This window comes from Kitasatospora cinereorecta (genome assembly GCF_024172095.1).
Taxonomy (GTDB): Bacteria; Actinomycetota; Actinomycetes; order Streptomycetales; family Streptomycetaceae; genus Kitasatospora; species Kitasatospora cinereorecta.
In genome coordinates this window covers 1,000,320-1,026,485 of the sequence record NZ_JAMZDX010000002.1, presented here as the reverse complement: position 1 = coordinate 1,026,485, position 26,166 = coordinate 1,000,320, and the positions used below count along the sequence as shown (strand labels likewise).

At 73.5% G+C, this 26,166-nt stretch carries 23 protein-coding genes; 5 read left to right on the top strand and 18 right to left on the bottom strand.

Going from position 1 to position 26,166, the window contains the following annotated elements:
- Nucleotides 1-74: 74 nt before the first annotated feature.
- Nucleotides 75-1,250 carry an agmatine deiminase family protein gene (locus FHR36_RS11560; RefSeq protein ID WP_253796166.1) on the bottom strand — a complete coding sequence of 392 codons (1,176 nt, stop codon included), beginning with the start codon at nucleotides 1,248-1,250 and terminating at the stop codon, nucleotides 75-77.
- Between the two features lie 107 nt (nucleotides 1,251-1,357).
- Between FHR36_RS11560 and FHR36_RS11555 the strand changes: the two genes are divergently transcribed.
- Entirely contained in the window at nucleotides 1,358-2,011 is a 654-nt protein-coding gene (locus FHR36_RS11555; RefSeq protein WP_253796164.1) for a TetR/AcrR family transcriptional regulator, read from the top strand.
- Here FHR36_RS11555 and FHR36_RS11550 read toward each other — a convergent pair.
- From FHR36_RS11550 to FHR36_RS11515, 8 genes are all read right to left on the bottom strand, one after another.
- Nucleotides 2,008-3,183, bottom strand: coding sequence for an agmatine deiminase family protein (locus FHR36_RS11550; protein ID WP_253796163.1), 1,176 nt, complete (start codon nucleotides 3,181-3,183; stop codon nucleotides 2,008-2,010). The two genes, FHR36_RS11555 and FHR36_RS11550, sit on opposite strands and share 4 nt — an antisense overlap.
- Before the next feature lie 200 nt (nucleotides 3,184-3,383).
- Entirely contained in the window at nucleotides 3,384-4,217 is an 834-nt protein-coding gene (locus FHR36_RS11545; protein ID WP_253796162.1) for an ABC transporter ATP-binding protein, read from the bottom strand.
- Nucleotides 4,210-5,187 (bottom strand): ABC transporter ATP-binding protein, encoded by a 978-nt coding sequence (locus FHR36_RS11540; protein ID WP_253796161.1) that lies wholly within the window; start codon nucleotides 5,185-5,187, stop codon nucleotides 4,210-4,212. Before FHR36_RS11540 ends, FHR36_RS11545 begins: the two co-directional genes overlap by 8 nt.
- Nucleotides 5,184-6,044, bottom strand: coding sequence for an ABC transporter permease (locus tag FHR36_RS11535; protein ID WP_253796160.1), 861 nt, complete (start codon nucleotides 6,042-6,044; stop codon nucleotides 5,184-5,186). The genes FHR36_RS11540 and FHR36_RS11535 overlap by 4 nt, the downstream gene beginning before the upstream one ends.
- Nucleotides 6,041-7,000, bottom strand: a complete 960-nt coding sequence (locus FHR36_RS11530) for an ABC transporter permease (protein WP_253796159.1) — start codon at nucleotides 6,998-7,000, stop codon at nucleotides 6,041-6,043. The genes FHR36_RS11535 and FHR36_RS11530 overlap by 4 nt, the downstream gene beginning before the upstream one ends.
- Nucleotides 6,997-8,643, bottom strand: a complete 1,647-nt coding sequence (locus FHR36_RS11525) for an ABC transporter substrate-binding protein (protein ID WP_253796158.1) — start codon at nucleotides 8,641-8,643, stop codon at nucleotides 6,997-6,999. The genes FHR36_RS11530 and FHR36_RS11525 overlap by 4 nt, the downstream gene beginning before the upstream one ends.
- 24 nt (nucleotides 8,644-8,667) lie before the next feature.
- A complete protein-coding gene (locus tag FHR36_RS11520; protein WP_253796157.1) occupies nucleotides 8,668-9,675 on the bottom strand; it encodes an agmatine deiminase family protein in 1,008 nt (335 codons plus the stop codon).
- Between the two features lie 98 nt (nucleotides 9,676-9,773).
- Entirely contained in the window at nucleotides 9,774-10,952 is a 1,179-nt protein-coding gene (locus FHR36_RS11515) for an agmatine deiminase family protein (protein WP_253796156.1), read from the bottom strand.
- A 254-nt stretch (nucleotides 10,953-11,206) separates the two neighbouring features.
- On the opposite strand from FHR36_RS11515, the gene FHR36_RS11510 reads away from it, so the two are divergent.
- Nucleotides 11,207-11,791, top strand: a complete 585-nt coding sequence (locus FHR36_RS11510; protein WP_253796155.1) for a TetR/AcrR family transcriptional regulator — start codon at nucleotides 11,207-11,209, stop codon at nucleotides 11,789-11,791.
- 39 nt (nucleotides 11,792-11,830) lie between these two features.
- Here the strand turns inward: FHR36_RS11510 and FHR36_RS11505 are convergent, their stop codons facing one another.
- The 6 genes from FHR36_RS11505 to FHR36_RS11480 form a co-directional block, all read right to left on the bottom strand.
- A complete protein-coding gene (locus FHR36_RS11505) occupies nucleotides 11,831-13,246 on the bottom strand; it encodes an APC family permease (protein ID WP_253796154.1) in 1,416 nt (471 codons plus the stop codon).
- A 69-nt stretch (nucleotides 13,247-13,315) separates the two neighbouring features.
- Nucleotides 13,316-15,022, bottom strand: coding sequence for an urease subunit alpha (locus FHR36_RS11500; RefSeq protein WP_253796153.1), 1,707 nt, complete (start codon nucleotides 15,020-15,022; stop codon nucleotides 13,316-13,318).
- Nucleotides 15,019-15,729 (bottom strand): urease subunit gamma, encoded by a 711-nt coding sequence (gene ureA / locus FHR36_RS11495; protein WP_253796152.1) that lies wholly within the window; start codon nucleotides 15,727-15,729, stop codon nucleotides 15,019-15,021. Before ureA ends, FHR36_RS11500 begins: the two co-directional genes overlap by 4 nt.
- Nucleotides 15,730-15,736: 7 nt before the next feature.
- The gene (locus FHR36_RS11490; protein WP_253796150.1) at nucleotides 15,737-16,891 is read right to left on the bottom strand and encodes an agmatine deiminase family protein; all 1,155 of its coding nucleotides are present in this window, start codon (nucleotides 16,889-16,891) and stop codon (nucleotides 15,737-15,739) included.
- A gap of 77 nt (nucleotides 16,892-16,968) precedes the next feature.
- Nucleotides 16,969-18,006: an agmatine deiminase family protein gene (locus tag FHR36_RS11485; RefSeq protein ID WP_253796149.1), complete on the bottom strand. Its 1,038-nt coding sequence runs from the start codon at nucleotides 18,004-18,006 to the stop codon at nucleotides 16,969-16,971.
- Between the two features lie 145 nt (nucleotides 18,007-18,151).
- Nucleotides 18,152-18,730, bottom strand: coding sequence for a TetR/AcrR family transcriptional regulator (locus FHR36_RS11480; RefSeq protein ID WP_253796148.1), 579 nt, complete (start codon nucleotides 18,728-18,730; stop codon nucleotides 18,152-18,154).
- A 193-nt stretch (nucleotides 18,731-18,923) separates the two neighbouring features.
- On the opposite strand from FHR36_RS11480, the gene FHR36_RS11475 reads away from it, so the two are divergent.
- The 3 genes from FHR36_RS11475 to FHR36_RS11465 all read left to right on the top strand — a co-directional run bounded on the left by FHR36_RS11475 (nucleotide 18,924) and on the right by FHR36_RS11465 (nucleotide 22,949).
- Nucleotides 18,924-20,588: a serine/threonine-protein kinase gene (locus FHR36_RS11475; protein WP_253796147.1), complete on the top strand. Its 1,665-nt coding sequence runs from the start codon at nucleotides 18,924-18,926 to the stop codon at nucleotides 20,586-20,588.
- A gap of 152 nt (nucleotides 20,589-20,740) precedes the next feature.
- Nucleotides 20,741-21,553 carry a glycerophosphodiester phosphodiesterase family protein gene (locus FHR36_RS11470; RefSeq protein WP_253796146.1) on the top strand — a complete coding sequence of 271 codons (813 nt, stop codon included), beginning with the start codon at nucleotides 20,741-20,743 and terminating at the stop codon, nucleotides 21,551-21,553.
- Nucleotides 21,554-21,566: 13 nt separating this feature from the next.
- Nucleotides 21,567-22,949: an MFS transporter gene (locus FHR36_RS11465; protein ID WP_253796145.1), complete on the top strand. Its 1,383-nt coding sequence runs from the start codon at nucleotides 21,567-21,569 to the stop codon at nucleotides 22,947-22,949.
- Between the two features lie 65 nt (nucleotides 22,950-23,014).
- Here the strand turns inward: FHR36_RS11465 and FHR36_RS11460 are convergent, their stop codons facing one another.
- The 3 genes from FHR36_RS11460 to FHR36_RS11450 form a co-directional block, all read right to left on the bottom strand.
- On the bottom strand, nucleotides 23,015-24,805 hold the full coding sequence (locus FHR36_RS11460) for a serine/threonine-protein kinase (protein ID WP_253796144.1): 1,791 nt from the start codon (nucleotides 24,803-24,805) through the stop codon (nucleotides 23,015-23,017).
- Between the two features lie 81 nt (nucleotides 24,806-24,886).
- Nucleotides 24,887-25,420: a TIGR00725 family protein gene (locus FHR36_RS11455; protein ID WP_253796143.1), complete on the bottom strand. Its 534-nt coding sequence runs from the start codon at nucleotides 25,418-25,420 to the stop codon at nucleotides 24,887-24,889.
- 21 nt (nucleotides 25,421-25,441) lie between these two features.
- Entirely contained in the window at nucleotides 25,442-25,969 is a 528-nt protein-coding gene (locus FHR36_RS11450; RefSeq protein ID WP_253796756.1) for an NUDIX hydrolase family protein, read from the bottom strand.
- Between the last annotated feature and the right edge of the window lie 197 nt (nucleotides 25,970-26,166).

Here is a 26,166-nt window from a genome sequence, read left to right as displayed (position 1 = left end):
CTCTCGGGAGGGGGAGGAATCGCGGAGCCGGCCGCCCCCGTCCATCACGGGGCGGCCGGACGGACGACGGGACGTCAGACGGCGGGCTGCTGCTGGGTGACGCAGTGGATGCCGCCGCCGCCGGCGCCCAGGTAGTCGATGTTGAGCTGCTCGATCGTGCGGCCGGGGAACAGCCGGGCCAGGGTGGACCTGGCCGCCGAGTCGGCCGAGGTGTCGCCGAACTGGGCGGAGATGACGGCGCCGTTGCAGACGTAGTAGTTGGCGTACGCGGCGACGAAGTCGGCGCTGGTGGAGCGGATCTTGTAGTAGTCGGGGCCCTGGATCTTGGTGACGACGATCGGGCCGCCGGTGGCGGTCGTGGCCGTGGAGAGGATCTGGTACTGCTTGCGGGCGTCCTGGGCCCAGGCGTCGGTGTCGCTCGCCAGCGGCATCTGGACCACGCCGGAGCCCGGCGCGAGGAAGCGGGACGTGGCGTCGACGTGGTCGTCGGTGATGTCCTGGCCGGCGATGCCGTCGAACCAGATCACCTTCGTGGCGCCGTAGGCGGCGCACATCGCGGCCTCGATCTGGGCCTGGCTCTTCCCGGGGTTGCGGTTGCTGTTGATGATGCTGCTGCGGGTGGCCATCAGGGTGCCGGCGCCGTCCTGTTCGATGGCGCCGCCCTCGGCGGTCAGGCCGGCGGCGGTGAACGGCACGCCGACGTAGGCGGCGATCCGCTGGGCGACCAGGGCGTCCTTGGCGTGGGTCTGCCGGTTGCCCCAGCCGTTGAAGTTGAGGCCGACGGCGTCCATCCGGCCGGTGCCGTCGGTGCGGAACACCGCGCCGGTGTCGCGCATCCAGCAGTCGTCCACCGGGATGGTGTCGATCACCGTGACGGCGGAGCCGCACATGGACCGGGCCTTGGCCGCGCTGGCGGGGTTGGCGCACACGATGACCGGCTCGTACTTGGCGATTGTCTTGGCGATCAGCGCGATGTTGGACTGGACGCCGCTGAGCTTGCTCTTCCAGATGGTGGTGGAGTCGGGCCAGGCCATCCAGGTGCGGGCGTGGCGGACGTCCTCGGCCGGGACGGCGAAGGCTCCCGCGAGGGGCTGGGCCGCGCCGGATCGCCCGCCCGGTGCGCGGGTGGCCGCCGCGAGGGCGGAGGAGCCGGTCGCCGCGGTCACGGCGGCGCCGGCGGCGGCCAGTCCGGCCGCGGTGAGGAATCTCCGCCGACCGAGGGACCGGTCGTCCGGGGTGTGGGGGGTCATCAGGAACTCCAGTCAACTGCCCGTCGGGGTAACGGGGTTGACCGGAATCGTAAAACTGACCAAGCGCTCGGTCAATGAGTTGGACCGGACTTCGTTACAGTGACGCCATGGCGACGCGTGCGAAGGAACAGAGCCCCGCGACCACCGGGACGGCGGCCCCCGCCAGGAGCAGCCGCGCGGCGAAGGGCGAGCAGACCCGGGCCCGGCTGATCGCCGCCGCCCGGACGCTCCTCGCCGGCGAGACCGCGGGACGGTTCACCACCCGCAACGTCGCGGCGCTCTGCGGGGTCTCGCACGGGATGTGCCACTACCACTTCCAGGACCGCACCGACCTGATCGTCGCCGTGGTCGAGGACATCCGCCCGGAGTGGATCGCCCCGCTGGAGGAGGCGGTGGACGGTCCCGGTGGCTTCGCGGACCGGGCCGAGCGGGTCATCGCCCTGCTGACCCGGCCGGAGAGCCCGGACCTGGCGCACCTGCACTCCGCGCTGCACTGGCTCGCGCTGGGCGACGAGCGGGTGCGGGAGAGTCTGGACGCGGAGTACCGGCGCTGGCGGTCCTGCTTCGTCCGGCTGTTCCGGGTGCTGGCCGAGGAGCGCCCGGGCCGCGTCGACCCGCTGCCGCTCGGTGAGTCCTTCGCCTCCGCGGTGGACGGCCTCGCGGCGATCCGCTCCCTGGACGCGGCGGTGGACGCGGAGACCGTCCTGCGGACGCTGATGGCCGCCCTCGCCGCCACCGCCGACCGGACCGGCGGCGCCTAACCAGGGACGGCGGGCTGCTGCTGGGTGGAGCAGTGGATGCCCCCGCCGCCGGAGGCGATGTGGTCGATGGACACCTGGGTGACCTTCCTTCCCGGGTGGAGGTCGGCGAGGATGCCGGCGGCGCGGTCGTCCGCGGCCCGGTCGCCGAAGCGCGGGACGATGACGCCGCCGTTGACGACGTAGTAGTTGAGGTAGGTGGCGAGGAAGTCCTTGCCGCGGTCGCCGATGACGGTGAAGTCGGGTTCGGTGAGTTCGACGACGGTGAGCGCCCGGCCGGTGACGTCGGTGGCCTCGTGGAGGACCTGCAGGGCCTGGTCGGAGGCGGTGGTCCAGATGTCCGGCGGGGTGTCGGGCGCGGGCCGGTGCAGGACCACGGTGCCGGGCTGGGCGAAGCGGGCGAGGGCGTCGATGTGGCAGTCGGTGATGTCCTGTCCGGCGACGCCCTTGATCCACAGGACCTTGCGGACGCCCAGAAGTTCCTTGAGGCTCGCCTCGATCTGGTCGCGGGACCTGCCGGGGTTGCGGTTGTCGTTGACCCAGGCGCTCTCGGTGGCCATCAGGGTGCCTTCGCCGTCGACCTCGATCGCGCCGCCCTCGCCGGTGAGCGGCGCCTCGATGCGGGTGATGCCGTAGCGGTCGAGGAGCGTGCGGGCGACCTGGCTGTCCTCGGTGTGGGTCTGCCGGTTGCCCCAGCCGTTGAAGTTCAGGTCGACTCCGGCGAGGCCGCCGGGGCCGGTGAGGAAGGTCGGGCCGGTGTCCCGGGCCCACAGGTCGTCGACCGGCAGTTCGATCACCTCGACGCCGGATCCGCAGCTCTGCCGGGCCTGTTCGGCCTGGTCGGGCCGGGCCATCAGGACCACCGGTTCGAACGCGGCGACGGCCTGGGCCAGGCCAGCGATGTCCTGTCGTACGCCCGGCAGTTGGTCGCCCCACACCTCCTCCAGGGCGGGCCAGGCCATGAAGGTGCGGGTGTGCGGGGCGCCCTCCGCGGGCATCGCGCGCGGCGCCGCGGCCGACGTACCTGCCGACGGGCCCTCCCTGGACGGTCCTGGCGTGTCGTCCGCCGCCCCGGACGAGGAGCAGCCGTCGAGCAGCGCGAGCGCCGCCAGCGCCGCGCCCGAGCGCAGCACGGAGCGGCGGGAGGGCGTACGGCGGGCGGGCGTACGGACCACGGGCGGCCTCGTTCCGGTCGGCGGCGGTTGGCGTCCGTCCGGACCGCACGGACGGTTCGAGAGACACGGACGATACGGACGATACGGACGCGGCGGGCGGGATCAGGGACGGCGCACGCCGCCGTCCGGGCGATTCGCGCCCGACAGCGACCGCCGCGCCCCGGGGAGGACCCGACCGCCTCCCGGGGGCGCGGCGGTCGTCACCCCGCCGCCAGGGCCCGCCGCGCGGCGGCGATCCGGTCGGGGTCCCAGCCGGGCCGCGGGACGGACTCCAGCAGCAGCCGGGTGTACGGGTGGTCCGGTGCGGCGAGGACCTCCGCGGTGGGGCCGGCCTCGACGATCCGTCCGTGCCGCATGACGACCACCTCGTCGGTGACGCTGCGGACCACGCCCAGGTCGTGGGTGATGAACAGGTACCCGATGCCGGTGTCGGCGCGGATGTCGGCGAGCAGGTTGAGCACCTGGGCCTGGACCGAGACGTCGAGGGCGGCGACCGCCTCGTCCAGGACCATCACGGCGGGTTCGACGGCGAGGGCGCGGGCGATGGCGACGCGCTGGCGCTGGCCGCCGGAGAGGTGGCGGGGCAGGGCGTCGGCCGCGCGGGTGCCGAGGCCGACCTGGTCGAGGAGTTCGGCGATCCGGCGGGCGTGGTCGAGGTGCGGGAAGTGCAGGCGCAGGGTTTCGCGCAGGGCCGCCTCGACGGTGATCCGCGGGTCGAGGGAGAGGTACGGGTCCTGGAAGACCATCTGGATCTCGCGGGCGCGGGCGAGGCGTTCGGCCCTGCCCCGGGCGCGGCCGTGCCGGGGGCGGCCGCGGACGGTGACCTCGCCGGTGTCGGCCTGTTCCAGGCCGACGACGATCCGCGCGGTGGTGGTCTTGCCGGAGCCGGACTCGCCGACGATGCCGAGCGAGCCGCCCGCACTGAGGGTGAAGGAGACGTCGTCGACGGCGCGGACGGCGCCGAAGGCCCGGCTCAGGCCGGTGACCGCCAGGACGTTCCCGGGCTCGGCGCTCCCGGTGGGTCGGTCAGGCATGGGCGGCGCTCCCTTCGAGCAGCTCGCTGTGGTGGCAGGCGGCGAGGTGTCCGGGGTCGGCGGGCGCCGCGACCGGCTCGGGTGCCCGGGTGCGGCACAGGTCGGTGGCGAGGCGGCACCGGGCGGCGAACGCGCAGCCGGTCAGTTCCTGGCGCAGGTCCGGTGGTTGGCCGTCGATGGCGGCGAGTCGGCCGGCCGGGGCGTCCAGCCGCGGGGGGGCGGCGAGCAGGGCGGCGGTGTACGGGTGGCGGGGGTGGGCGAAGAGAGTGTCGGCGGGGCCGGTCTCGGCGATCCGGCCGACGTACATCACGCAGACCCGGTCGCTGATGGCGGCGGCGAGCCCGAGGTCGTGGGTGACGAACAGCAGGCCGGTGCCGAAGCGTTCCCGCAGCCGGTCGAGGAGGGCGACCACCTCGGCCTGGGAGGTGACGTCGAGGGCGGTGGTGGGTTCGTCGGCAAGTAGCAGGGTGGGGTCGCCCATCAGCGCGGCGGCGATCATGACGCGCTGGAGCTGGCCGCCCGACAATTGGCCGGGGTAGCGGTCGAGGACGGTGGCGGGGAGGCCGACGGCGTCGAGCAGTTCGGTGGCCCGCTCGGTCGCCGCGGCGCGGGTCATCACCTTGGTGAGGGTGACGCTCTCGGTGAGGAAGTCGCCGATCCGGCGCAGCGGGTTGGTGGCGGCGCGCGGGTCCTGGAAGATCATGGCGGCCTTGCGGGTGCGCAGGGTGCGCAGGTGTGCGGCGTCCATGGTGAGGACGTCCTGGCCGTCGACCAGCACCCGGCCCTCGGTGGTGGCGCCGGTGGGCAGCAGGCGCAGGGCGCTGCGGGAGGTGAGGGTCTTGCCGGAGCCGGACTCGCCGACCAGGGCGACGGTCTCGCCGGCGGCGACGGTGAGGTCGACGCCGTCCAGGACGGGGCGGGCGGTACCGGGCAGGCGCAGCCGCAGGCCCCGGATCTCGAGTGCGTTCATCGGGGGTCCCTCCGGGCGACCTGGTCGGCCCAGCGTTCGCCGACGACGTTGAAGGCGACGACGGTGAGCACGATGGCGAGGCAGGGCAGGATCGCGGAGAGCGGGTAGCCGTGCTGGATCGCGGTCTGGCCGTCGAAGACCATGCGGCCCCAGTCGGGGGTCAGCGCGGGGACGCCGAGTCCGAGGAAGGAGAGGCCGGCCAGGTCCATCAGGGCGTAGCCGAAGTTGACGGCGGACTGGGCGAGGACGACGGGTGCGATGTTGGGGACGACGTGCCGCAGGCAGATCTGCAGGGCGGAGTGCCCCTGCACCCGGTGGGCGGCGACGTACGGGCGCTCGCGTTCGGCGAGCACCAGGGAGCGGGTGAGCCGGCTGACGTACGGGAGGTAGGCGACGGCCAGGGCGATCACCGGGGCGAGCAGGCCCTCGCCGCTCACCGCGACGATGAGGACGGCGAGCAGCATCCCGGGGAAGGCGAAGACCAGTTCGGTGGAGCGGGAGAGCGCGGAGTCGAGCCAGCCGCCGCGCCAGCCGGCGACGACGCCGACGGCGATGCCGGCGAGGGTGGAGAAGGCGACGACGCCGAGCGGGCCGAGCAGGGAGGTGCGGGCACCGAGGAGCAGCCGGGCGAGGGTGTCGCGGCCGGCGGCGTCGACGCCCAGCAGGTGGTCGGCGGAGGGGCCGGCCAGGGCGGCGCCAAGGTCGACCTGGTTGGGGTCGTACGGGGCGAGCCAGGGGGCGAGCAGGGCGGCCGCGACGACGAGGGCGACGACGGCGAGGCTGATCAGGTGGAGCGGGGCGCGGGCGGCTGCGAGGCGGCCGAATCCGGGCCGGCGGGTGAGGGCGGTGGCGCTCATGCGTCGTTCCTCCGCGATCCGAGCGTGACCCGGGGGTCGACCAGCGGGTGGAGCAGGTCGACGACCAGGTTCACGACCATGAACAGGGCGACGATGATCAGCGAGACGGCTTGGACGGTCGGGAAGTCCTTGGTGGTGGTGGACAGTTCGAGGAGCTGCCCGATGCCGCCGATGCTGAACGCGGACTCCACCAGGATCGTGCAGACCAGCAGGGTGGAGACGATCAGGCCGCTGGTGGTGAGCACGGTGCCCAGCGAGTTGCGGAACACGTGCCGGCCGATCACCTGCCGTTCGGGGACGCCCCGGCTGCGGGCGACCGTGACGTGGTCGCCGTCCAGGGCCTCCAGCATCGCGGAGCGGGTGACCCGGGCGAGCATGCCGATCAGGTAGAGGGCGAGGGCGATCGCGGGCAGCGTCAGGTGCCACAGCATGTCGCCGAGGCCCTCCCCCGCGCCGCTGCTGGGGAACCAGCCGAGCCCGACCGCGAACACGCCCTGCAGCAGCACGGCGGCGACGAACGACGGGGTGCCGATGGCCAGGGTGGTGGTGACCAGGATCGTCGAGTCGGTGGCGCCGCCGCGGACCGCGCCGATCCAGCCCAGCACCAGGCCGGCGGCGAGGACGATCACCAGGGCCATCGCGACCAGCAGCAGGGTGGCCGGCAGCCGGTCGGCGAGCACGGTGGAGACGTCGGTGCGGTAGGTGATGGAGCGTCCGAAGTCGCCCCGCACCACCTGGCCCAGCCAGCGCAGGTACCGGACCAGGAACGGGTCGTCCAGGTGGTACTGCTGGTTGATCGCCTGCAGGGCGGCCGGCGAGGCCGACCGTCCCGACAGGAGGAAACTCGCCGGACTGCCCGGCGCCAGGTACATCGCGCCGTAGACCACGAAGGAGGCGCCGAGCAGGGTGGCGGCCATCTCCAGCAGCCGCCGGGCGGCGAATCTCAGGAAGTTCACCGTGCGGCCCCCACGTCGGCCGCCCACGGGTAGTACAGGTAGGAGATGGTGGTGGGGGCGCCGGTGATCCGCTTGTTGAGGAACATCGCGGTGGGCCATTCGGCGACCGGGATCCACAGCAGTTGCTCGGAGGCGGTCCGCTGCAGCTGGGCCTCGATCGCGCCGCGCCTGCCCGGGTCGTACTCGGCGGTGGCCCGGTCGACCAGGTCGTCGTAGGTCTTGTCGCTGAAGCCGGCGTAGTTCTGGTAGGCGCCGGTGCGGAAGTTGACCAGCAGGTCGAGCGGGTCGGTGACGGAGTCGTAGTACGTCTCCGGGAACATGTCCAGGCCCTCGCGCGCCTTGGGGTCGGTGAACAGCGAGGTGAAGGCGTTCGGGGCGATCGTCTTCAGCCGGACGTCCAGGCCGATCCGCGCGCCGGCGTTCTGGACGGCGGTGGCGAGCAGGGAGACGTCCTGGCCGATGGTGCTGGTGGCGATGGTGAGGGTCTTGCCGGTGGCGCCGGCGTCCCGTACCAGGGCCTTGGCCTGCTCGATGTCCTGCACGGTCGGGGTGAGGTGGGCGAAGGCGTCTGTGCGCACGCCGTCGGGGTAGCCGGCCCAGACCGCCTTGGTGGTGAGCGAGCCGGTGACGGTGCCGGCTCCGCCGAGGCCGGCCTTGACGAAGCCGGAGCGGTCGAGGGCCAGCGACAGCGCCTTACGGACCCGGACGTCGCCGAGCGCGCCCTGGGTGCTGGTGACGTTGACGTTGACGGTGCTCAGGCCCTCGCCGAAGTACAGCGTGCCGGCGCCGCTCCTGGAGAGTCGGTCGTAGCTCTCGGTGGGGATCAGGTACCCGCCGTCGGCCTCGCCGCTGAGCATCGCGTTGGTGCGCGCCGAGGGGTCGGTGAGGAAGCTGAAGACGACCTTGGCGGACTTGGCCCTGGTGCCCCAGTAGCTGTCGAAGCGCCGCAGTTCGATGGACTGGCCCTTGTTCCAGGTGGAGAGCTGGTACGGGCCGGTGCAGTCGAGGCCGCCGGAGGTGCCGTAGTCCTTGCCGGCGGCCTCGACGCCCGCCTTCGCGGCCACCGCGCCGGCCGCCGTCGCCATGTACTGCGGGAACTGGGAGTCGGGCTGCTTGAGCTTGACGGTGACCTGCAGCGGGCCGGTCGCGGTGACGGTGTCCACGTTCTGGAACACCTGGGCCCAGGCGGCGGCGTTGTCCGGGTTCATCTGCCGGCCGAGGCTGAAGACCACGTCGTCGGCGGTCAGCACCGAGCCGTCGTGGAAGTGCACGCCCGCACGCAGGTCGTACACCCAGGTGGTGGGGTCGGGGTTGCTCGCCTTCTCCGCCAGGCCGGGGGCCAGGGTGAGCTGCGGCGTCCACCGCATCAGGCTCTCGCACACGTTGGAGAGGATGGTGTTCTGCGGGTAGTCGAACGCCACGGTGTAGTCCAGCGTGGGCGGTTCGGCGTACAGCGCCCAGGTGAACGAGTCGAGCGGGCCGGCGGCCGGCGGGGTGCCGGCCGACAGCCGGAAGGCGGCGCCGTCGGCGGAGCCGGAGCCGGCGGGCGGGCCGGAGCAGGCCGCGATCAGGCCGAAGGAGGTGAACGCGGCGGCGGCCGTCAGCGCGGTGCGTCTGAGCCGCGGGAGCGTGGTGGGGGGCATGGGAGTTCCTCTTCCGACGGGGGGTCAGGCGCGGGCGGAGGGGATCTGCTGGGTGATGCAGTGAACGCCGCCGCCGCCGAAGGCGACGACCGGGGTGGGGACGCCGACGACCTTGCGGTCGGGGTGGGCGGCGGCGATCACGGCGAGCGCGCCGGCGTCCTCGGGGTGGCCGGCGATCGGCACCACCACGCCGCCGTTGGCGAGGTAGTGGTTGAGGTAGCCGACCTCGATCTCCTTGCCGTCGACCTCGACGAAGGCGGCCTGCGGGACGTCGACGATCTCGAACGGGCGGCCCTGGGCGTCGGTGCTGTGCTCCAGGACGGTGCGGTTGGCGCGCATCCGCACGTAGTCGGGGTGCTCGGGGTCGGACGGCAGCTGGACGATCACCTTGCCGGGCGCGGCGAAGGCGCACACACCGTCCACGTGGCCGTCGGTCTCGGTGTCCAGCAGACCGCCGTACGGCAGCCAGATCACCTTGGTGACGCCGAGCCGGGCCTTCAGCTCGGCCTCGATCTCCTCGCGGCTCAGGTCGGGGTTGCGGTTGGGGTGCAGCAGGCACTGCTCGGTGGTGATCAGGGTGCCCTCGCCGTCGACGGTGATCGCGCCGCCCTCGAGGATCATCTCGGAGCGGATCGCCGGGACGCCGAGCCGCTCCAGCAGCAGGGCGCTGATCCGGTCGTCGGCGTCCCACGGGTGGTGCTTGCGGCCCCAGGAGTTGAATCGGAAGTCCACGCCGGCCCGGCGGCCCACCTCGTCCACCACGAAGATCGGGGCCGAGTCGCGGAACCAGGAGTCGTCCGTCGGCAGCTCCAGGACGGTGATGCCCTCCTCGCCGCACATCGCCCGGGCCTCCTCGCCGTGGCCGGGCGGGGCGACCATGGTCACCGGCTCGAACTCGGCGATGGCGCGGGCCACCTGGGCGTACTCCTGCTTGGCCCGGTCGAGGACGTTGCCCCACAGTTCGGCGCGGACGGGCCAGGCCATCAGGCAGCCCTCGTGGTCGGTCCACTCGGCGGGCATACGGAAAGTCACAACGGATCCCTTCGGTCGTTCACGTGCACGGGGGTTGGTGGTGCGGTGCGGGCGGACCGCCGGCGACCGGGGGCGGTCCGCCCGGGTGCGGGGGCCGGTCAGAGCGCGGGCGGGACGACCGGCTGCGACTGGGTGGAGCAGTGGATGCCACCGCCGCCGCTCGCGATGTTGTCGATGTTCACCTGGACGATGTCGCGCGCCGGGTAGGCGGCCTGGAGGACGGCGTAGGCCGTGGCGTCGGCGTAACTGTCGCCGAACTGGGGCATGAACACGGCGCCGTTGGCGGTGTAGTAGTTGGTGTAGCTGGACAGGAAGTCCTTGCCGGTGCCGCGGATCAGCCGGCGGTCCGGGCCCGGGAGTTCGGTGACGGTCAGCGGGCGGCCCTGGGCGTCGGTGGCGCTCTGCAGGATGCGCTTGGTCTCGTCGTACACCGCGACCCACTGGGCGCTGGTGCCCGGGCCCGGCTTGTCGAGCATGACCTTGCCCGGGGCGATGAACCGGGCCAGGCAGTCGATGTGGCAGTCGGTGATGTCCTGCCCGGCCAGGCCGGGCACCCAGATCACCTTGTCCAGGCCGAGCGAGGACTTCAGCGCCTGCTCCACCTGGTCCTGGGACATCCCCGGGTTGCGGTTGGCGTTGACCAGCGAGCTGACGGAGGCCAGCAGCGTGCCTTGGCCGTCGGTCTCCAGCGAGCCGCCCTCGCCGGTGAACGGCGCCCGGATCCGGTCGATGCCGTACTGGCCGAGCAGCGTCGCGGCGGCCGCGGCGTCGTGGCCGAACGGCTGGTAGTACGGGGTGCCGGTCTTGCCCCAGCCGTTGAAGTTGGTGTCGAGGCCGGCGACCGTCCCGGGGCCGGTGAGGAAGGTCGGCCCGAAGTCGCGGATCCACAGGTCGTCGTTGGCGATCTCGACCACGGTGATGCTGTAGTACGCGCCGGAGCCACAGGTGTAGCGGGCGTCGGCGGCCTGCTCGGGGCGGGCCAGCAGAACCACCGGTTCGTAGCGCGAGATCTGGTACGCGAGCCGGGCGATGTCGTTGCGTACACCCCACAGGGCGTTGCCCCACACCGACGAGAGCGCCGGCCAGGCCATGAAGGTGCGGACGTGCGCGCCGTCCTCGGCGGGCATCCGCAGCGTCGGCGCGGCGGAGCCGGTGGCGGCGGTGGCACCGGTGGCGGCGCGGGCCGCGGCGGGCAGGACGGCGCCGAGGGCCAGGGCGGGGACGGCCGAGGCGCCGAACTTCAGCAGGTTGCGCCTGGAGGTCTCCGGCAGGTTCATCGAGGTCTCCCTTGTGCTGGGGGGTGGGAGGGGTGTGGTGTGGCCCACATCCTCCATCGAACTGAAATTTCAGTCAAGGCTTGTTCGAGGGTCCGCCGCTCGGCGGCCCGCACGACAGCCAGGCCGACAGGCGAGGCCGGCGACATGACCGGCTACGAGCAGCGGATATCCGGCCATTGCAGCCTCGACCGCATACTGAGAATCGGATCAGGAAAGTGTCCGCAACGGGCCCCGGGCGGGTAGAGTGAGCGCCCATGTCGGACCGTCGAACAGAGATACTCAAGGCCGCCACCCGCGTCATCGTCCGACGCGGCGTCCGGGGCCTGCGCGTGGAGGAGCTGGCCGTCGAGGCCGGGGTCTCCACCTCGCTGATCTACTACCACTTCGGCGACCGCGCCGGGGTGCTGCGCCGGACGCTCGAGTTCATCAACGACCGGGCCGACCGGTACACCGCCGAACGCCTCCCGGACGGCGATCCGGACGACGCCCGCGGCGACCTGGAGCAGGTCCTGCTGCTGGAGCTCCAGGACCTGGCCGAGGTTCGCGAGAACAGCACGGCCTGGGGCGAGTTGAGGGCCAGTGCGGTGTTCGACCCGGAGCTGCGGGAGGAGCTGGCCAGGGCCACCCACACCTGGGTCCACGAGATCGCCGAGCTGCTCGGCCGCGCCGACCCGGCTGGCACCGCGCCGGCCCACGCGGCCGCCGCCGAGCGGCTGACCGCCCTGCTGGAAGGGCTCAGCGTCCGCTGGCTCAGCGGCTCGCTGCCGCTCGAGCACGCCCGCCGTCTGCTCCGGGAGGCGATCGCGGTGGAGCTCGCACCCGGCCGCCCTGCGGTCTGACCGGAGTTTCAGACAGGGTCCCGGCCGGCCCAGCCGCGGTCAGTGCACAGCGGTCGGCACCAAGGTGTCCGCCGCGGTGTCCGGCTCGGCCAGGTCCGCGGGCAGGCTCAGCACCCAGTGGGTGGCGCTGCGCGGCCGCAGGTACACGGCCCAGTACGCGGCCCCGACCAGCAGTACGCCGCCGGCGACGGCCAGGTCACGGACGCTCTGCCGGGTCAGCGCGTAGCCCAGCACCGCGATGGTGGCGAGCGGGGCCAGCGGCCACAGCGGCATCCGCCAGTTGCGGGCCGTTCGGTGCCGGGCCCGGCGGGCCACCAGGGCGGCGCAGCCGAGCAGCAGGTACACCACCGTCACGGCGACGCCGGTGAAGCCGAGCAGGGCGTCGATCGGCACCGCGAGGGCGAGGACGATGCCGGGCAGGCCGACGGCCAGGGTGGCGGCCCAGGGCGAGCCCCAGCGGGCGGAGACCGAGCCGATCAGCCGGTTGACCGGTTCGGGCCAGGTGCGGTCGCGGGCGGAGGCGTACAGAACGCGGCCGTTCTGCAGCACCATGACGATGACGGCGTTGAGGATGGCGAGGGCCACGCAGAGGCTGACGAAGGTGGCGACGGTGCCGCCCGCCCAGTCGGCGACGACGGCGGTGAGGTCGCCCTCGGCGAGCCGGTCCGGGGAGGCGACGCCGACGCAGATCGCGGCGACCGGCACGGTGATCAGCACGACGCCGGCCAGCAGCGACCACAGCACGGTCCGGGCGACGGTCCGCCGAGGGTCGCGCAGGTCCTCGGAGAGGTACACAGCCGTGCCGAAGCCGTTGTACGTGAACAGCGCCACGGCCAGCCCGGAGATCAGCACGCCGGCGGTGAACGGGCCGGTGCCGCCGCTGCCGTCCGGGACGGTCGCGTGGGTGAGGGCGGAGAGCGGCCGCTGGGCGTGGGTGAAGCCGAGGACGCTGACGACCGCCGCGGCGAGCACCTCGAGTCCGAGGAACAGGCCGGTGATCAGGGCGTTGGCCTTGATGTCGAGCACGCCGACGGCGACCGCGATCGTCATCACCACCGCGCCGGTCACCGCCGGGTCGAGGGAGACCACCGAGCCGAGGTACTCGGCGGTGCCGAGCGCGATGATCGGCGGCACGACGAGCAGCGCGACCACCGAGATCACGAACACCAGCCAGCCGGTGAAGCGGCCGAGCAGCTGTCCGACGATGGAGTACTCGCCGCCGGCGGTGGGCAGCAGGGTGCCGAGTTCGGCGTAGCACAGGCCGACGCCGAGCGAGACCAGCGCGGCGGTGAGCAGGGTGATGACGGTGCCGCTGCCCTGGGTGCGCAGCAGCGGCGGCACCACGATGAACAGCGAGGAGGCGGGGGTCAGGCAGGAGAGGGTCAGCAGGACGGCGCCGAAGACGCCGAGCGAGCGGGGCAGCGCGGTGACGCCGCCGCCGGGGGAACTGGTCATCGGACATCCCAACGGTCTGTGGGGGAAGGGATTTTCGGGGCGCGGACGGCGGCCCGTCCGCACCCCGGGTCACAGGAAGTAGAGGCGGCTGAGCGGCACCGAGGCCGCCGGTTCGGAGCGCAGCGGCTCGCCGTCGAGCGAGACCAGTCCGGTCTCGGAGACGTCGACGCGGCCGATGCGGGCGTTGCGCACCAGGTCGCGGGGGCCGATGCCGCGGGTGCCGCGGACGGCGACCCGGCGGCGGCGGGTGGTCATGGCGTCGTACGGCTGCCCGGCCGAGCCGGACTCGGCGGCGGCCCGGCTGACGAACGCCACCGACAGGTCGGCCGCGGTCGCCCCGTGCGCGCCGAACAGCGGCCCCATCACCAGCGGTTGGCAGCTCTCGGTGGCGGCGTTGGGGTCGCCGGTGACGCCGTACGCGGGGAAGCCGGCCTTCAGCACCAGCTGCGGTTTGGCGCCGAAGTACGCGGGCCACCAGAGCACCAGGTCGGCGAGCTTGCCGACCTCGATGGAGCCGACCTCGTGCGAGAGGCCGTGCGCGATGGCCGGGTTGAGGGTGAGTTTGGCGATGTAGCGCAGCACGCGCTGGTTGTCGTCGCGCTCGCCGTCGCCGTCCATCGGGCCGAGTTCGGCCTTCATCTTCCCGGCGACGGCGAAGGTGCGGCGGACGGTCTCCCCCGCGCGGCCCATGCCCTGGGCGTCGGAGCTGGTGATGCCGATGACCCCGAGGTCGTGCAGCACGTCCTCGGCGCCCATGGTGCCGGCCCGGATCCGGTCGCGGGCCATGGCGGCGTCGCCGGGCAGGTCCGTCTTCAGCGCGTGGACCGAGACGATCATCCCGTAGTGCTCGGCAACGGCGTCCCGGCCGAACGGCAGGGTGGGGTTGGTGGAGGAGCCGATGACGTTCTCCAGACCGGCCATCTTGAGCACGTTGGGCACGTGTCCGCCGCCGCAGCCCTCGATGTGGAAGGCGTGGATGGTCCGCCCCTCCAGCACCTTCAGGGTGTCCTCCACCGACAGGCACTCGTTCAACCCGTCGGTGTGCAGCGCCACTTGGACGTCGTGTTCCTCGGCGACCCGCAGCGCGGTGTCGAGCGCCCGGGTGTGGGCGCCCATGTCCTCGTGCACCTTGAAGCCGCAGGCGCCGCCCTCGGCCAGCGCCTCCACCAGCGGGGCCGGGTCGGAGGACGAACCGCGGCCCAGGAAGCCGATGTTGACCGGCCAGGCGTCGAAGGCGTTGAAGCCGTGCCGCAGCGCCCAGGGCGAGTTGACGCCGACGCCCCAGGCCGGACCGATCTCCTGGCCGATGATGGTGGTGACACCGGAGGCGAGCGAGGCCTCCATGATCCGGGGAGACATCAGGTGGACGTGGGTGTCGATGGCGCCCGCGGTGGCGATCATGCCCTCGCCGGAGACGATGGTGGTCCCGGTGCCGACAACCACCTCGACGCCGTCCATGGTGTCCGGGTTGCCGGCCCGGCCGATCGCCGTGATCCGGCCCTCCCGGATGCCGATCGAGGTCTTCCGGATGCCCTGGACCGCGTCGATCACCACCACGTTGGACACCACCAGGTCGCAGGTGTCGCGGACGGCGGCGGCCTTGAGGTGCAGGCCGTCGCGGGCGGTCTTGCCGAAGCCGACCAGGAACTCGTTGCCCGGCTCCTGCGAGTCGGACTCCACCCGGACCACCAGGCCGCTGTCGCCGAGCCGGATCCGGTCGCCGGCCCGGGGGCCGTGGACGGCCGCGTACTCGTGCGGTTCGACGGTGCTGCTCACTGCGGGTCCTCCTGTCCATGGTGGTCGGCGCCCAGGTAGCCGCAGGCGGCGGCGCGGCGCAGCGCCTCCTGCTGTGCGCCGGGGGCGTCGAGCGGTCCGTCGACCAGGCCGGCGAAGCCGATGGCGATCCGGGCGCCGCCGATCGGGACCAGGCCGACCTCGACGCGCTCGCCGGGGTCGAAGCGGACCGAGGAGCCGGCCGGCACCGCCAACCGGGTGCCGTACGCGGCGGCGCGGTCGAAGTCGAGGCGCGGGTTGGCCTCGAAGAAGTGGAAGTGCGAGGTCACCGAGACGGGGACGGCGGCGGTGTTGCGGACCGTCAGGGTGCGGACGGGCGCGGGGACATGGGCGGTTTCCGGTCCGGCGAGCACCGCGCCGGGTGCGTCGTCGCCGAGCGGGCCGGTGGCGCCGAAGGGTTCGCTGATGACGGCGAGTCGGGTGCCGTCCTCGAAGACGGCTTCCACGCTGAGGTCGGTGAGCACGTCGACCACGCCGGGCAGGACGTCGTCCGGTCCGAGCAGGGTCCGGCCGCGCTCGACGGCCTCGGCGAGGCGGAGTCCGTCGCGGGCCGCCTCGCAGACGGTGTCGGCGATCAGCGCTGTCGCCTCGGGCAGGTTGAGCCGCAGGCCGCGGGCGCGCCGGGCGCGGGCGAGTTCGGCCGCGGTGAAGAGCAGCAGGCGGTCGCGTTCGGTGGGGGTCAGCTGCATCGCCGGGTCACCCGCCGAGGGCGGGCAGGTCGTGGGTGGCGCAGTGGATCCCGCCGCCGCCGGCCGCGATCGCGTCGATCCTCACCGGGACGATCTCGCGGTCGGGGAAGTGCTCCTTCATGACCTGCTGGGCGCGGTCGTCGGCCCGGGCGTCGCCGAACCGGGGCAGGTAGACGCCCTTGCTGCCGATGTAGAAGTTCAGGTACGAGGAGACGAAGGCGTCGCCGCGCCCGGTGATCCGGTCGGGGTCGGGCTGCGGCAGCTCGATCACCTCGATCGGCTTGCCGCGCGCGTCGGTGGCGTCCCGCAGGACGGACTTCGCCTGGTCGGCCGAGCGCGACCAGGAGTCCGCCGGGGAGCCGGGGAAGGCCTGGTCGAGCAGGACGGTGCCGGGGGCGACGAAGCGCATCAGGCAGTCGACGTGCGCGTCGGTGATGTCCTTGCCGCGGACGCCGGCGAGCCAGATCACCTTGGTCACCCCGAGGGCCTTCTTCAGCTCGTCCTCGATGCGCTCGCGGCTCATCCCGGGGTTCCGGTTGGCGTTGACGACCGAGCTCTCGGTGAGGACCAGGGTGCCGAGCCCGTCGGTCTCGAAGGAGCCGCCCTCGGCGACGACCGGCGTCTCGATCCGGTCGAGGGAGTAGCGCTCCAGCAGCGCCCGGGCGACCTTGCCGTCGTTGCTGTGCTCCTGCTTGTTGCCCCAGCCGCTGAAGTTGAAGTCGACGCCCTTGACCTTGCCGTCCTCCTCGACGAAGACCGGCAGGGTGTCGCGGGCCCACAGGTCGTCCACGGCGAGCGGGATCACGTCGACGTCGCGGCCGCAGGCCTGCTGGGCGGTGTCCTCCTGGTCGGGCCGGGCCAGCAGCACCACCGGCTCGTGCGCACCGATGGCGGCGGCGAGGGCGGCGATGTCCTTCTGGACGTCGTGCAGTTGCCCGCCCCAGATGTTCGCGGAGGAGGGCCAGGCCAGGTACGTCCGGGTGTGCTTCTCCCACTCCGCGCCGAAGCGGCGCCCGCCGGCGCTGCCGGAGCCGGGCGTCGGGGGCCCGTCGCCGGGTTGCGCGTCGGGGTCGTCGGTGCAGGCGGTGAGGCCGAGCGCGAGCACGCCGGCGCCCGCGAGGGAGCGCAGCAGGGTGCGCCGCGACAGGGCGGAGATCGACACGGGGGTCCTCCGGGGGGAAGAGGGTGGGCTGGTACGGCGGCCGGCGGTGAGCGGGCGACGTGGGGCGGCCGGCCGGGTCAGGGCAGCGGTTCCTGCATGGTCGAGCAGTGGATGCCGCCGCCTCCGCCCATCAGGCGGTCGACGTCGAGCTGGACGACGTGGCGGCCGGGGAAGACCGCGGCCAGGGTCTGCCGGGCGGCCTCGTCCTTGGCCGGGTCGCCGAACTGGGCGGTGATCACGGCGCCGTTGACGACGTGGAAGTTGAGGTAGGAGTCGACGAAGGTCGACTTCCGGGAGCGCACGGTGTCGGGGCCGTCCACCCGGACCACCTGAAGGCGCCGGCCGCGGGCGTCGGTCGCGCCGGACAGCAGGGTGAACTGTTCGCGGGCGTCGCGCGCCCACACGTCGTCGCGGCCCGGGGGCGGCAGTTGGACCATCACCACGCCGGGGCGGACGAACCGCGAGGTGACGTCCACGTGGTCGTCGGTGATGTCCTTGCCCTTGATGCCGGGCAGCCAGATCATCCGGTCGGCGCCGTACGCGTCGAGGGCGGCGTCCTCGATCTCGTCGCGGCTCATCCCCCGGTTGCGGTTCTTGTTGACCAGGCTGCTCTCGGTGGCCATCACGGTGCCGTCGCCGTCGGTCTCCACCGCGCCGCCCTCGCCGACGAAGTCCGCGTAGGAGAACCGCAGTCCGCGGCGGGCGGCGACCAGTTCGGCGGCGTACGCGTCGTCGGTGTGGACCTGCTTGCGGCCCCAGCCGTTGAAGTTGAGGCCGACGGCGTCCAGGCCGCCATGGCCGTCGCGGCGGAAGACGGGGGCGATGTCGCGCATCCACAGGTCGTCGGTGGGGATGTCGGTGATCACCTCGACGGCGGGGCCGCACCGCTCCCGGGCCTGCCGGGCGCTCCAGTCGTCGGGGGCGCACATCACCACGGGCTCGTACGCGGCGACGGTGCGGGCGATCAGGGCGATGTCGTCCTGCACGCCGGACAGGTGCCGTCCCCACACCGATCTGCGGGACGGCCAGGACATCCAGGTGCGGGCGTGCGGAACGTCGTCCGCCGGCACCCGGGGCCGTACGCCGCCCGAGGAGGAGTCGGGGTGTTCGGTCATCGGATCTCCAGATCAAGTGTCGCCGATGGCCCCACCCTGACACTGACTGAAAAATCAGTCAAGCTTGTGGAACTGCCGAAGCCACCCGAACAGCACGATGCCCGGGCCGCCGACCCCTGGTCGGCGTCCCGGGCATCCCGTCCGGTCAGCGGCCGAGCCGCTCGACCTCCACCTGGATCGCCTCGGCCATCAGCGCCCGCGCATGCGTCAGCGGCAGCGTGCCGCTCAGCCAGCGCATGCTGAGGCCCTCCAGCAGCGCGGTCAGCCGCTCGGCGGCGGCGGCCAGCGCGGTCGCCGAGGTCATCGGCTGGACCCGCCCCAGCAGTTCGGCGATCTCCTGGGCCCAGACCAGCGTCGCCCGGGCCAGGTCCTCGCGCAGCGCGTCGTCGAAGACCGCGCTGGCCCGCAGCTCGCCCCAGGCGGTGCTGTTCTCCCGGACCTCCGGGGCGTCCTGCAGCTCCAGCAGCAGCGTCCGGTCGAGTTCCTCGCGCGGGGTGAGCGGCGGCGCGTCCGGGTCGCGCTCCGTCGTGTAGCGCTCGGCCCGGTCGTTGATGAACTCGAGCGTCTGGCGGAGGATCCCGGTGCGGTCCTTGAAGTGGTAGTAGATCAGCGCGGTGGACACGCCGGCCTCGGCGGCGAGTTCCTCGACGCGCAGGCCGCGGACCCCGCGCCTGGCGATCACCCGCGCCGCCGCTTCCAGGATTGATGTTTTACGACTGGCCACGGTGCACCACCCTACTCGGAGCCGCCCGCGATGATCAGCCCTTTGCCCTGACCACTCACTCAGCGGTCAATCCGGCCGCCTCGACGCCGGTGACCTGAACCACACGGCTCGCTCCGTATCTGCACGTCCGCGGCCAACGGCTCCGACCCGGCCCACCGGCGGCAAATCCTGAAAGTATCTATAAACTGCCCGGATGCACGACCACAGAGCCGCCGCCGCGCCCGCCCCCACCTTCCGGCCGCTGACCGACGACGACCCCGCCGAGGTCGGCGGATACCGGCTGTACGCGCGCCTCGGCGTGGGCGGGATGGGGCGCGTCTACCTCTCGTACACCCGCGGCGGCCGTCCGGTGGCGCTCAAGGTCGTCCGGCCCGAGCTCGCCGAGGACCCCGAGTTCCGGCACCGGTTCGCCCAGGAGGTGGCCAGCGCCCGGCTCATCCACGGCCTGTACACCGCCCAGGTCGTCGACGCCGGACCGGACGACGCCACGCCCTGGCTGGCCACCGCCTACGTCCCCGGCCCCTCGCTCCAGCAGGTCGTCCACCGCACCGGGCCGCTGCCCGAGCCGACGGTGCTGCTGCTCGTCGCGGGCATCGCCGAGGCACTGCAGGCCATCCACGCCGTCGGCGTGGTCCACCGCGACCTCAAGCCCGCCAACGTCCTGCTGGCCACCGACGGACCGCGGGTGATCGACTTCGGCATCGCCCGCGCCGCCGACGCCGTCGGCCTCACCGGCACCGGCCTGCGCATCGGCTCCCCCGGGTTCATGGCCCCCGAGCAGGCGCTCGGCGCCCCGGCCACGCCCGCCACCGACGTCTTCGCCCTCGGCGCGCTGGCGGCCTGCGCCGCCGGCGGCACCCCGCCCTTCGGCCACGGGCCGGAGTCCGGCGCCCTCTACCGGGTGGTGCACGAGGAGCCCGACCTCGGCGCCGTCCCGCCGGGCCTGGTGGACCTCGTCCGGCACTGCCTGGCGAAGCGCCCCGAGCTGCGCCCCACTCCCGCCCAGCTGATCGAGGCCGTCCACCGGCACCCCGCGCTCGGCGGCGGGCTCCGGTTCACCGACGGCTGGCTGCCCCGGCCGGTGGCCACCGAGATCCGCAGACGCGCCGACCTCCCCCAGGCCCCCGCCGAGGCCCGCACCGTCCACGTCCCCGCACCGACCTTGCAGGTCCCGGCGCCCTCCCTGCACGAGGCCCCGACCGCGCCGGCGCCGGCCGCCCCCGCACCGCGCCCGGAAGCCGCACCGCCCGCCGCGGACCGACGCTCCGCCCGCCCAGCCGCCCGCCCGGGGTCGCGCCGCCGCACCGCCGCCGTCGCCGCGATCGCGCTGCTCCTCGGCGCGGTGGGCACCTACGTCCTGCTGGTCGACGGCCCCGACGACCAGCAGGACGACCCCGGCCCGCAGGCGGACGCCCCGGCCGTCAGCGGCACCCCGACCCCGTCGTCCCCGGCAAGCGCCCGCCCGTCCCCCGCCACCGTGGCCGGCTACACGGCGGTGTACACCGGACGGGAGCTGGTCTCGCCCGACCACAGCTACGAGTTCGACCTCAAGACGGGCACCGTCGCCGCGGAGGAGACGGCCAGCTGGTTCGTCGGCCGGACGGCGGCCGAGTTCCTGGTCGCGGACACCAACGACACCTACCTCGCCCCCGACGACCGCCCGGGTCCGGCCGACTGCCTCACCGGCCTGGCGGACCGGCCCGCGACGCGCCTGGACTTCGCCGGCCTGCAGGGGAAGGCGTTCTGCGTGCGCGGCCAGGACGGCCGGGACCTGGCAGTGGTCCGCCTGCTCGCCGCCGCGCCGGGCGACGGCCCGGTGCGGGTCTCGGTCGACTACTACCGGCAGGACGGGAGCTGACCGGCGGCCCGCTAAGCTACCGGCGCGTAGGAGAGCTTGACACAGCGCGCAATACTGTAACGCAGGCCACCCGAGACGCCACCGGAACGGGCAGCGCCACCCTTCGCATTCCCCCTGCCGCCCGTCCCCCTCCCGGCATTCTCGGAGCACGCATGCACCCATTCCTCGACCACCGGGGGCCACTCGCCTTCGCGCACCGGGGCGGTGACCTGGGCCACCCGGAGAACTCGCTCGCCGCGTTCGAGGCCGCCGTCGCCCTGGGCTACCGCTACCTCGAGACGGACGTGCACGCCACCGCCGACGGGGTCCTGGTGGCCTTCCACGACACGCTCCTCGACCGGGTCACCGACCGGACCGGCGCGGTGGCCGAACTGCCCTGGCAGACCGTCCGCGAGGCCCGCATCGGCGGCACCGAGCCGATCCCGCTGCTGGAGGAGCTGCTCGACGCCTTCCCCGACGTCCGCTTCAACGTGGACGTCAAGGCGCCGGCGGCCGTCGAGCCGCTGGTCGAGGTGGTCCGCCGCACCGACGCCTGGGACCGGGTCTGCGTCGGCGGCTTCTCCGACTCCCGGATCGCCGCCGTCCGCGCCGCGGCCGGCCCCCGGCTCGCCACCTCGCTCGGCCCGCGCGAGGTCGCCCGGCTGCGCCTGCGCTCGCTGGCCGGGCCGCTGCTGCGCGGCGCCGGGGCGCCGTGGGCCGGGGTGTGCGCGCAGGTGCCGGAGCGGCACCGCGGCATCCCGGTGGTCGACCGGGCCTTCGTCCGCGCCGCCCACCGGTCCGGCCTCCAGGTGCACGTCTGGACGGTCGACGACCCCGACCGGATCAGGGCGCTCCTGGACCTCGGCGTGGACGGCATCATGGCCGACCGCATCGACGTCCTGAAGGACGTCCTCGGCGAGCGCGGCTCGTGGTCCGACGCCGGCAACGACGCCGGCAACGGCTCCAGCACAGTTCCAGCAGAGTGAACGGGGGATCCCCATGAACACCGCGACCCACCCGCCGGACAGTGCGGCGGCCACCAGCGACCGTGACGCACTGCGCCGGATGCAGTTCGGCTGGTACATCAACGACTGGGCCAACGCCGCCTTCTCGGCCACCGTCCTGACGGTGTTCCTCGGCCCGTACCTGACCTCGATCGCCAAGGACGCCGCCGACGCGTCGGGGAACGTCCACCCGCTCGGCCTCTCCATCCGCGCCGGGTCGTACTTCCCGTACACGGTCTCCTTCTCGGTGCTGCTGTCGGTCGGCGCGATGCTGCTGGCCGGCACGATCGCGGACCGCACCGGGCGGCACAAGGAAATGATGTGTGGCTTCGCCTACCTCGGCGCGACCGCCACCATGGGCATGTTCTTCCTCGGCGGCAACCGCTACCTGCTCGGCGGCGGGCTGCTGGTGATCGCCAACATCGCGTACGCGGTGTCGGTCGCGCTCTCCTACGCCTACCTGCCGGGCCTGGCCTCGCCGGACGAGCGCGACGCGGTCTCCTCCAAGGGCTGGGCGTACGGCTACGCGGGCGGCGGGCTGCTGCTGGTCGCCAACCTGGCGCTGTTCGAGGGCCACGAGGCGCTCGGGGTGTCCTCCGGCACCGCGGTGCGGATCTGCCTGGCCTCGGCCGGACTGTGGTGGGCGCTGTTCACCGTCGTCCCGCTGCTGCGGCTGCCGTCGCGCGCCGGGGTGAAGCCCGCCCGGACCGAGGGCGGGGAGGGCGACCGCCCCGCCGAGGGCAGCCTGCGCGAGCTCGGCCGCACCCTGCGCGGCATGCGCCGGTACCCGCTCACCCTGCTCTACCTGGCCGCCTTCCTCTGCTACAACGACGGCATCCAGACCGTCGTCTCCCAGGCCTCGCTGTTCGGCAGCGAGGAACTCGGCATGGACCAGACCTCGCTGGTCGCCGCCGTCCTGCTGGTGCAGATCGTCGCGATCGGCGGCGCGCTGCTGCTCGGCCGCATCGCCCGCCGCTACGGCGCCAAGCGGACCGTCCTCGGCTCGCTGGTCGGCTGGGTGATCACCCTCGCCCTCGGGTACGTGATGCCCGCCCACAAGCCGATCTGGTTCTTCGCGCTGGCCTGCATGATCGGCCTGGTGCTCGGTGGCAGCCAGGCGCTGTCCCGCTCGCTGTTCTCGCACCTGATCCCGGCCGGCAAGGAGGCCGAGTACTTCAGCGTGTACAAGGTCAGCGACCGCGGCACCAGCTGGATGGGCCCGCTGGTCTTCGGCCTGGCGTACGAGCTCACCGGCAGCTACCGGTCGGCGATCATCTCGCTGCTGGTCTTCTTCGTCATCGGGTTCGCCGTCCTGGCGAAGGTCCCGGTCAAGCGCGCCATCGAGGCGGTCGGCAACCCCGTCCCCGAGCGCCTCTGATCGACCCTCCGGCCCCGTCACCGCGCGTCCTGCGGTGACGGGGCCGTCGCATGCCCGGCCGACGGTCAGCCCGACGGCGGGACGTACCACTGCTGCGAGGTGTTGCCCGGCGTGCAGGTCTGCATGGTCGCGGCGCTGCCCGTGCCGTTGTCGGTCAGGCAGGTCGAGCTCGAGTAGTCCTTGAGGTAGACCGCGCCCTTGGTGGGGGCGCCGACCACCGTCCAGTTGACGGTGACGCTGAAGCCCGAGGAGAGCACGACCGCGTTGTTGCTCTGCACCAGTTGCGGCTTGCTCATGTTGCACGGGTAGAGGGTGTACCAGCCGCCGGGGTCGGGGGCCGAACGCACCCAGCCGTACGAGGTGTTGCGGCCCATCACCGCGGCGGTGCCGCCGGCCAGGCCCGGCGCCGCCAGGCCCAGCTTCTGGCCGCTGCCCACACCGGTGATCCAGCCCCAACTGGCGCCGCCGCACCCCTGCGGCGGGCCCGAGTCGGCGGGGGTGGTCGCGGGCGGCGGGGTGGTCGGGGTGGTGGCGGGCGGCTGGCCGGCCCGGGTGGTGGTACCGCCCGCTCCCGTACCGCCGCCGCTGCCGCCACCCGCGTTGCCTCCGCCGGCCGGGGCGGCGCCGCCCTGGCCCGGCACCGGGCTGCCCGGCTGCTGGCCCGGGGCGCTCTGCGGGCTGTTCGGGTCGCCCGGCGTCGGCGAGGGCGACGGCGTGGACGCGCCGGGCGTACCGCTCGCCGCGGCCGGCACCGCCCCGGGGGTGACCGGCGCCGAGGCGCCCGGCGACTGCGGACCGGCCGCCTGGGCGTGCGACTGCCACGGCGCCTGCTCGACCAGCACGGCCGTCCCCACCCCGGCCGAGATCACCACTGGAATCACGACCGGTACCAGCACCCGGCTGCGCCGCCGGGGCGGCTGCTCGGTGGGCACCGTCCGCGGGGTCTCGGCCGCCGCCGGCTCGGGCCGCACCGGCGCGGGCACGGTGGCGAACACGGTCGGCTCCGGCACGGCCACCCCGGCGCCCGGCCGCTCGGCGGCGGCCCGCGCGGCGGCCGCCATCGCCGCGGCGTCCGCGAAGCGCGCCGCCGGGTCCTTGGCGAGCGCGGTGGCGACGAAGTCGCGGACGGCCTGCGGGAAGGCGTCCGACAGCTGCGGCGGCGGCTGCTGGATGTGCTTGAGCACGATCTCCAGCACCGTCGCGCCCATGAACGGCACCTGGCCGGTGAGCAGTTCGAAGCAGACCACGCCGAGCGAGTACAGGTCGCACAGCGGGGTGGTGGGCTTGCCGTCGGCCTGCTCGGGGGCGATGTAGAGGGCGGTGCCGAGCACCGAGTTGGTGGTGGTCATCTCCGTCCCGGCCATCGCGTGGGCGATGCCGAAGTCGGTCACGGTCAGCCCGCCGTCGCTGCGCAGCATCAGGTTGGACGGCTTCAGGTCGCGGTGCACGATCTGCTGCCTGTGCGCCACGTCCAGCGCGTCCAGGGCCTCCGCCATCAGGCCGAGCGCGCGTGCGGGCACCATCGGGCCCTCGGCGGCCAGCACCGTGTTGAGCGGCTTGCCGTCGATGAACTCCATGACGATGTAGGCGATCCGCTGGTCCGAGTCCTCGCCCGGCTCGGCGTAGTCGTGGACGTGCACGATGCCCGGGTGCTTGAGGGTGGCGAGCAGCCGCGCCTCGCGCCGGAACCGCTCGGTGAACCGGCGGTCCTCCAGCAGTCCCGGCTGCATGATCTTGACCGCGACGCGGCGCTTGAGGACGCCGTCGTCGGCGCTCCAGACCTCCCCCATGCCACCGCTGCCGACCCGTTCGGTGAGCGTGTACCGCTTACCGAGTACGGTCCCCCGACCCCACATTCCGGCTCCTTCGCCATGACCTGTATGAGACAAGTCGTCAATCCGCGGCTCAGTCTGCCAGATCATGAATCCGATCGGTCGTCAGGAGTCCTGCGTACGATCGGAAACCGCCGCGAGGGCGTCCGCCACCGCGGCCTCCGGGGTGTCGGCCGGGGCCGGGCCGGGCGAACCGGACGGCCGCTGCGGCTGCGGGCCGTCCACGCGCCAGCCGCCGAGGGCGATCACCGGCAGGCCCGCCCGCAGGGCGAGGGCGATCTCGCTCAGCGTGCCCCAGCTGCCGCCGACCGCGATGACCGCGTCGGCGGCGGCCACCACCAGGCCGTTGCGCAGCTGCCCCATGCCGGTCGGCAGGGCGAGGGTGAGGTACGGGTTCGCGGCCGAGCGGTCCCGGCCCGGGAGCAGGCCGACCGACATCCCGCCGCCGTCCCGCGCGCCGCGGGCGGCCGCGGCCATCACCCCGCCGAGCCCGCCGCAGACCACTACCGCACCGCGCCCGGCCAGCAGCCGGCCGACCGCCTCGGCCGCGGCGCACTGCTCGGGCCCTGCGTCACCCGGTCCGACGACGGCGACGTAGGGCGGGGCCGAGGGCCCGGCGGATGGCTCGGCTGCGGTCACGGTGGCGGCGTACGGCGGGACTCAGTCCAGCCGGCCGACATGCGCGAGGGCGCGCTTGAGCAGCACGCCCTGACCGCCCGGCATCTCCTGCTGGACCATCGGTGAGGCCGCCTCCTCCGGAGTGAACCACACCAGGTCGAGGGCGTCCTGCCGCGGCCGGCAGTCGCCGGACACCGGCACGATGTAGGCCAGCGAGACGGCGTGCTGCCGCGGGTCGTGGAACTGGGTGATGCCGAGGGTCGGGAAGTACTCGGCGACGGTGAACGGCTGCAGCGAGGCGGGGATCCGGGGCAGTGCCACCGGGCCGAGGTCCTTCTCCAGGTGGCGCAGCAGCGCGTCGCGGATCCGCTCGTGGTGCAGCACCCGGCCGGAGACCAGCGTGCGGCTGACCGTCCCGTCCGGCCCCATCCGCAGCAGCAGGCCCACCTGGGTGACCTCGCCGGCGTCGTCGACCCGCACCGGGACGGCCTCGACGTACAGGATGGGCATCCGGGCCCGGGTGCTCTCCAGCTCGTCCGGAGCGAGCCAACCAGGCGTGGTTTCCGTCATGTCAGACATTGGCTGATCGTACGTTCCCGGCCTCCCCCGCACCGAGCACCCCGCCGGGCGGGCAGGCCTGGGCGGACGGCGAGGACGGTGCGCGGCGGCCGGTCCCGGGCGGGTTCCGGGGTCGGTCACCGTTCGCCGTGCGCCCTGTCACGGTTTCGCACGCCCCTGGATGCGCCACCAGAGGATCACCTACAGTG

Excerpts from the sequence above, each read along its gene's own strand:
- FHR36_RS11560 (WP_253796166.1), bottom strand. The coding sequence starts at position 1,250 with ATGACCCCCCACACCCCGGACGACCGGTCCCTCGGTCGGCGGAGATTC.
- FHR36_RS11555 (WP_253796164.1), top strand. The coding sequence starts at position 1,358 with ATGGCGACGCGTGCGAAGGAACAGAGCCCCGCGACCACCGGGACGGCG.
- FHR36_RS11545 (WP_253796162.1), bottom strand. The coding sequence starts at position 4,217 with ATGCCTGACCGACCCACCGGGAGCGCCGAGCCCGGGAACGTCCTGGCG.
- FHR36_RS11540 (WP_253796161.1), bottom strand. The coding sequence starts at position 5,187 with ATGAACGCACTCGAGATCCGGGGCCTGCGGCTGCGCCTGCCCGGTACC.
- FHR36_RS11535 (WP_253796160.1), bottom strand. The coding sequence starts at position 6,044 with ATGAGCGCCACCGCCCTCACCCGCCGGCCCGGATTCGGCCGCCTCGCA.
- FHR36_RS11525 (WP_253796158.1), bottom strand. The coding sequence starts at position 8,643 with ATGCCCCCCACCACGCTCCCGCGGCTCAGACGCACCGCGCTGACGGCC.
- FHR36_RS11515 (WP_253796156.1), bottom strand. The coding sequence starts at position 10,952 with ATGAACCTGCCGGAGACCTCCAGGCGCAACCTGCTGAAGTTCGGCGCC.
- FHR36_RS11510 (WP_253796155.1), top strand. The coding sequence starts at position 11,207 with ATGTCGGACCGTCGAACAGAGATACTCAAGGCCGCCACCCGCGTCATC.
- FHR36_RS11505 (WP_253796154.1), bottom strand. The coding sequence starts at position 13,246 with ATGACCAGTTCCCCCGGCGGCGGCGTCACCGCGCTGCCCCGCTCGCTC.
- ureA (WP_253796152.1), bottom strand. The coding sequence starts at position 15,729 with ATGCAGCTGACCCCCACCGAACGCGACCGCCTGCTGCTCTTCACCGCG.
- FHR36_RS11485 (WP_253796149.1), bottom strand. The coding sequence starts at position 18,006 with ATGACCGAACACCCCGACTCCTCCTCGGGCGGCGTACGGCCCCGGGTG.
- FHR36_RS11475 (WP_253796147.1), top strand. The coding sequence starts at position 18,924 with ATGCACGACCACAGAGCCGCCGCCGCGCCCGCCCCCACCTTCCGGCCG.
- FHR36_RS11470 (WP_253796146.1), top strand. The coding sequence starts at position 20,741 with ATGCACCCATTCCTCGACCACCGGGGGCCACTCGCCTTCGCGCACCGG.
- FHR36_RS11465 (WP_253796145.1), top strand. The coding sequence starts at position 21,567 with ATGAACACCGCGACCCACCCGCCGGACAGTGCGGCGGCCACCAGCGAC.
- FHR36_RS11460 (WP_253796144.1), bottom strand. The coding sequence starts at position 24,805 with ATGTGGGGTCGGGGGACCGTACTCGGTAAGCGGTACACGCTCACCGAA.
- FHR36_RS11450 (WP_253796756.1), bottom strand. The coding sequence starts at position 25,969 with ATGACGGAAACCACGCCTGGTTGGCTCGCTCCGGACGAGCTGGAGAGC.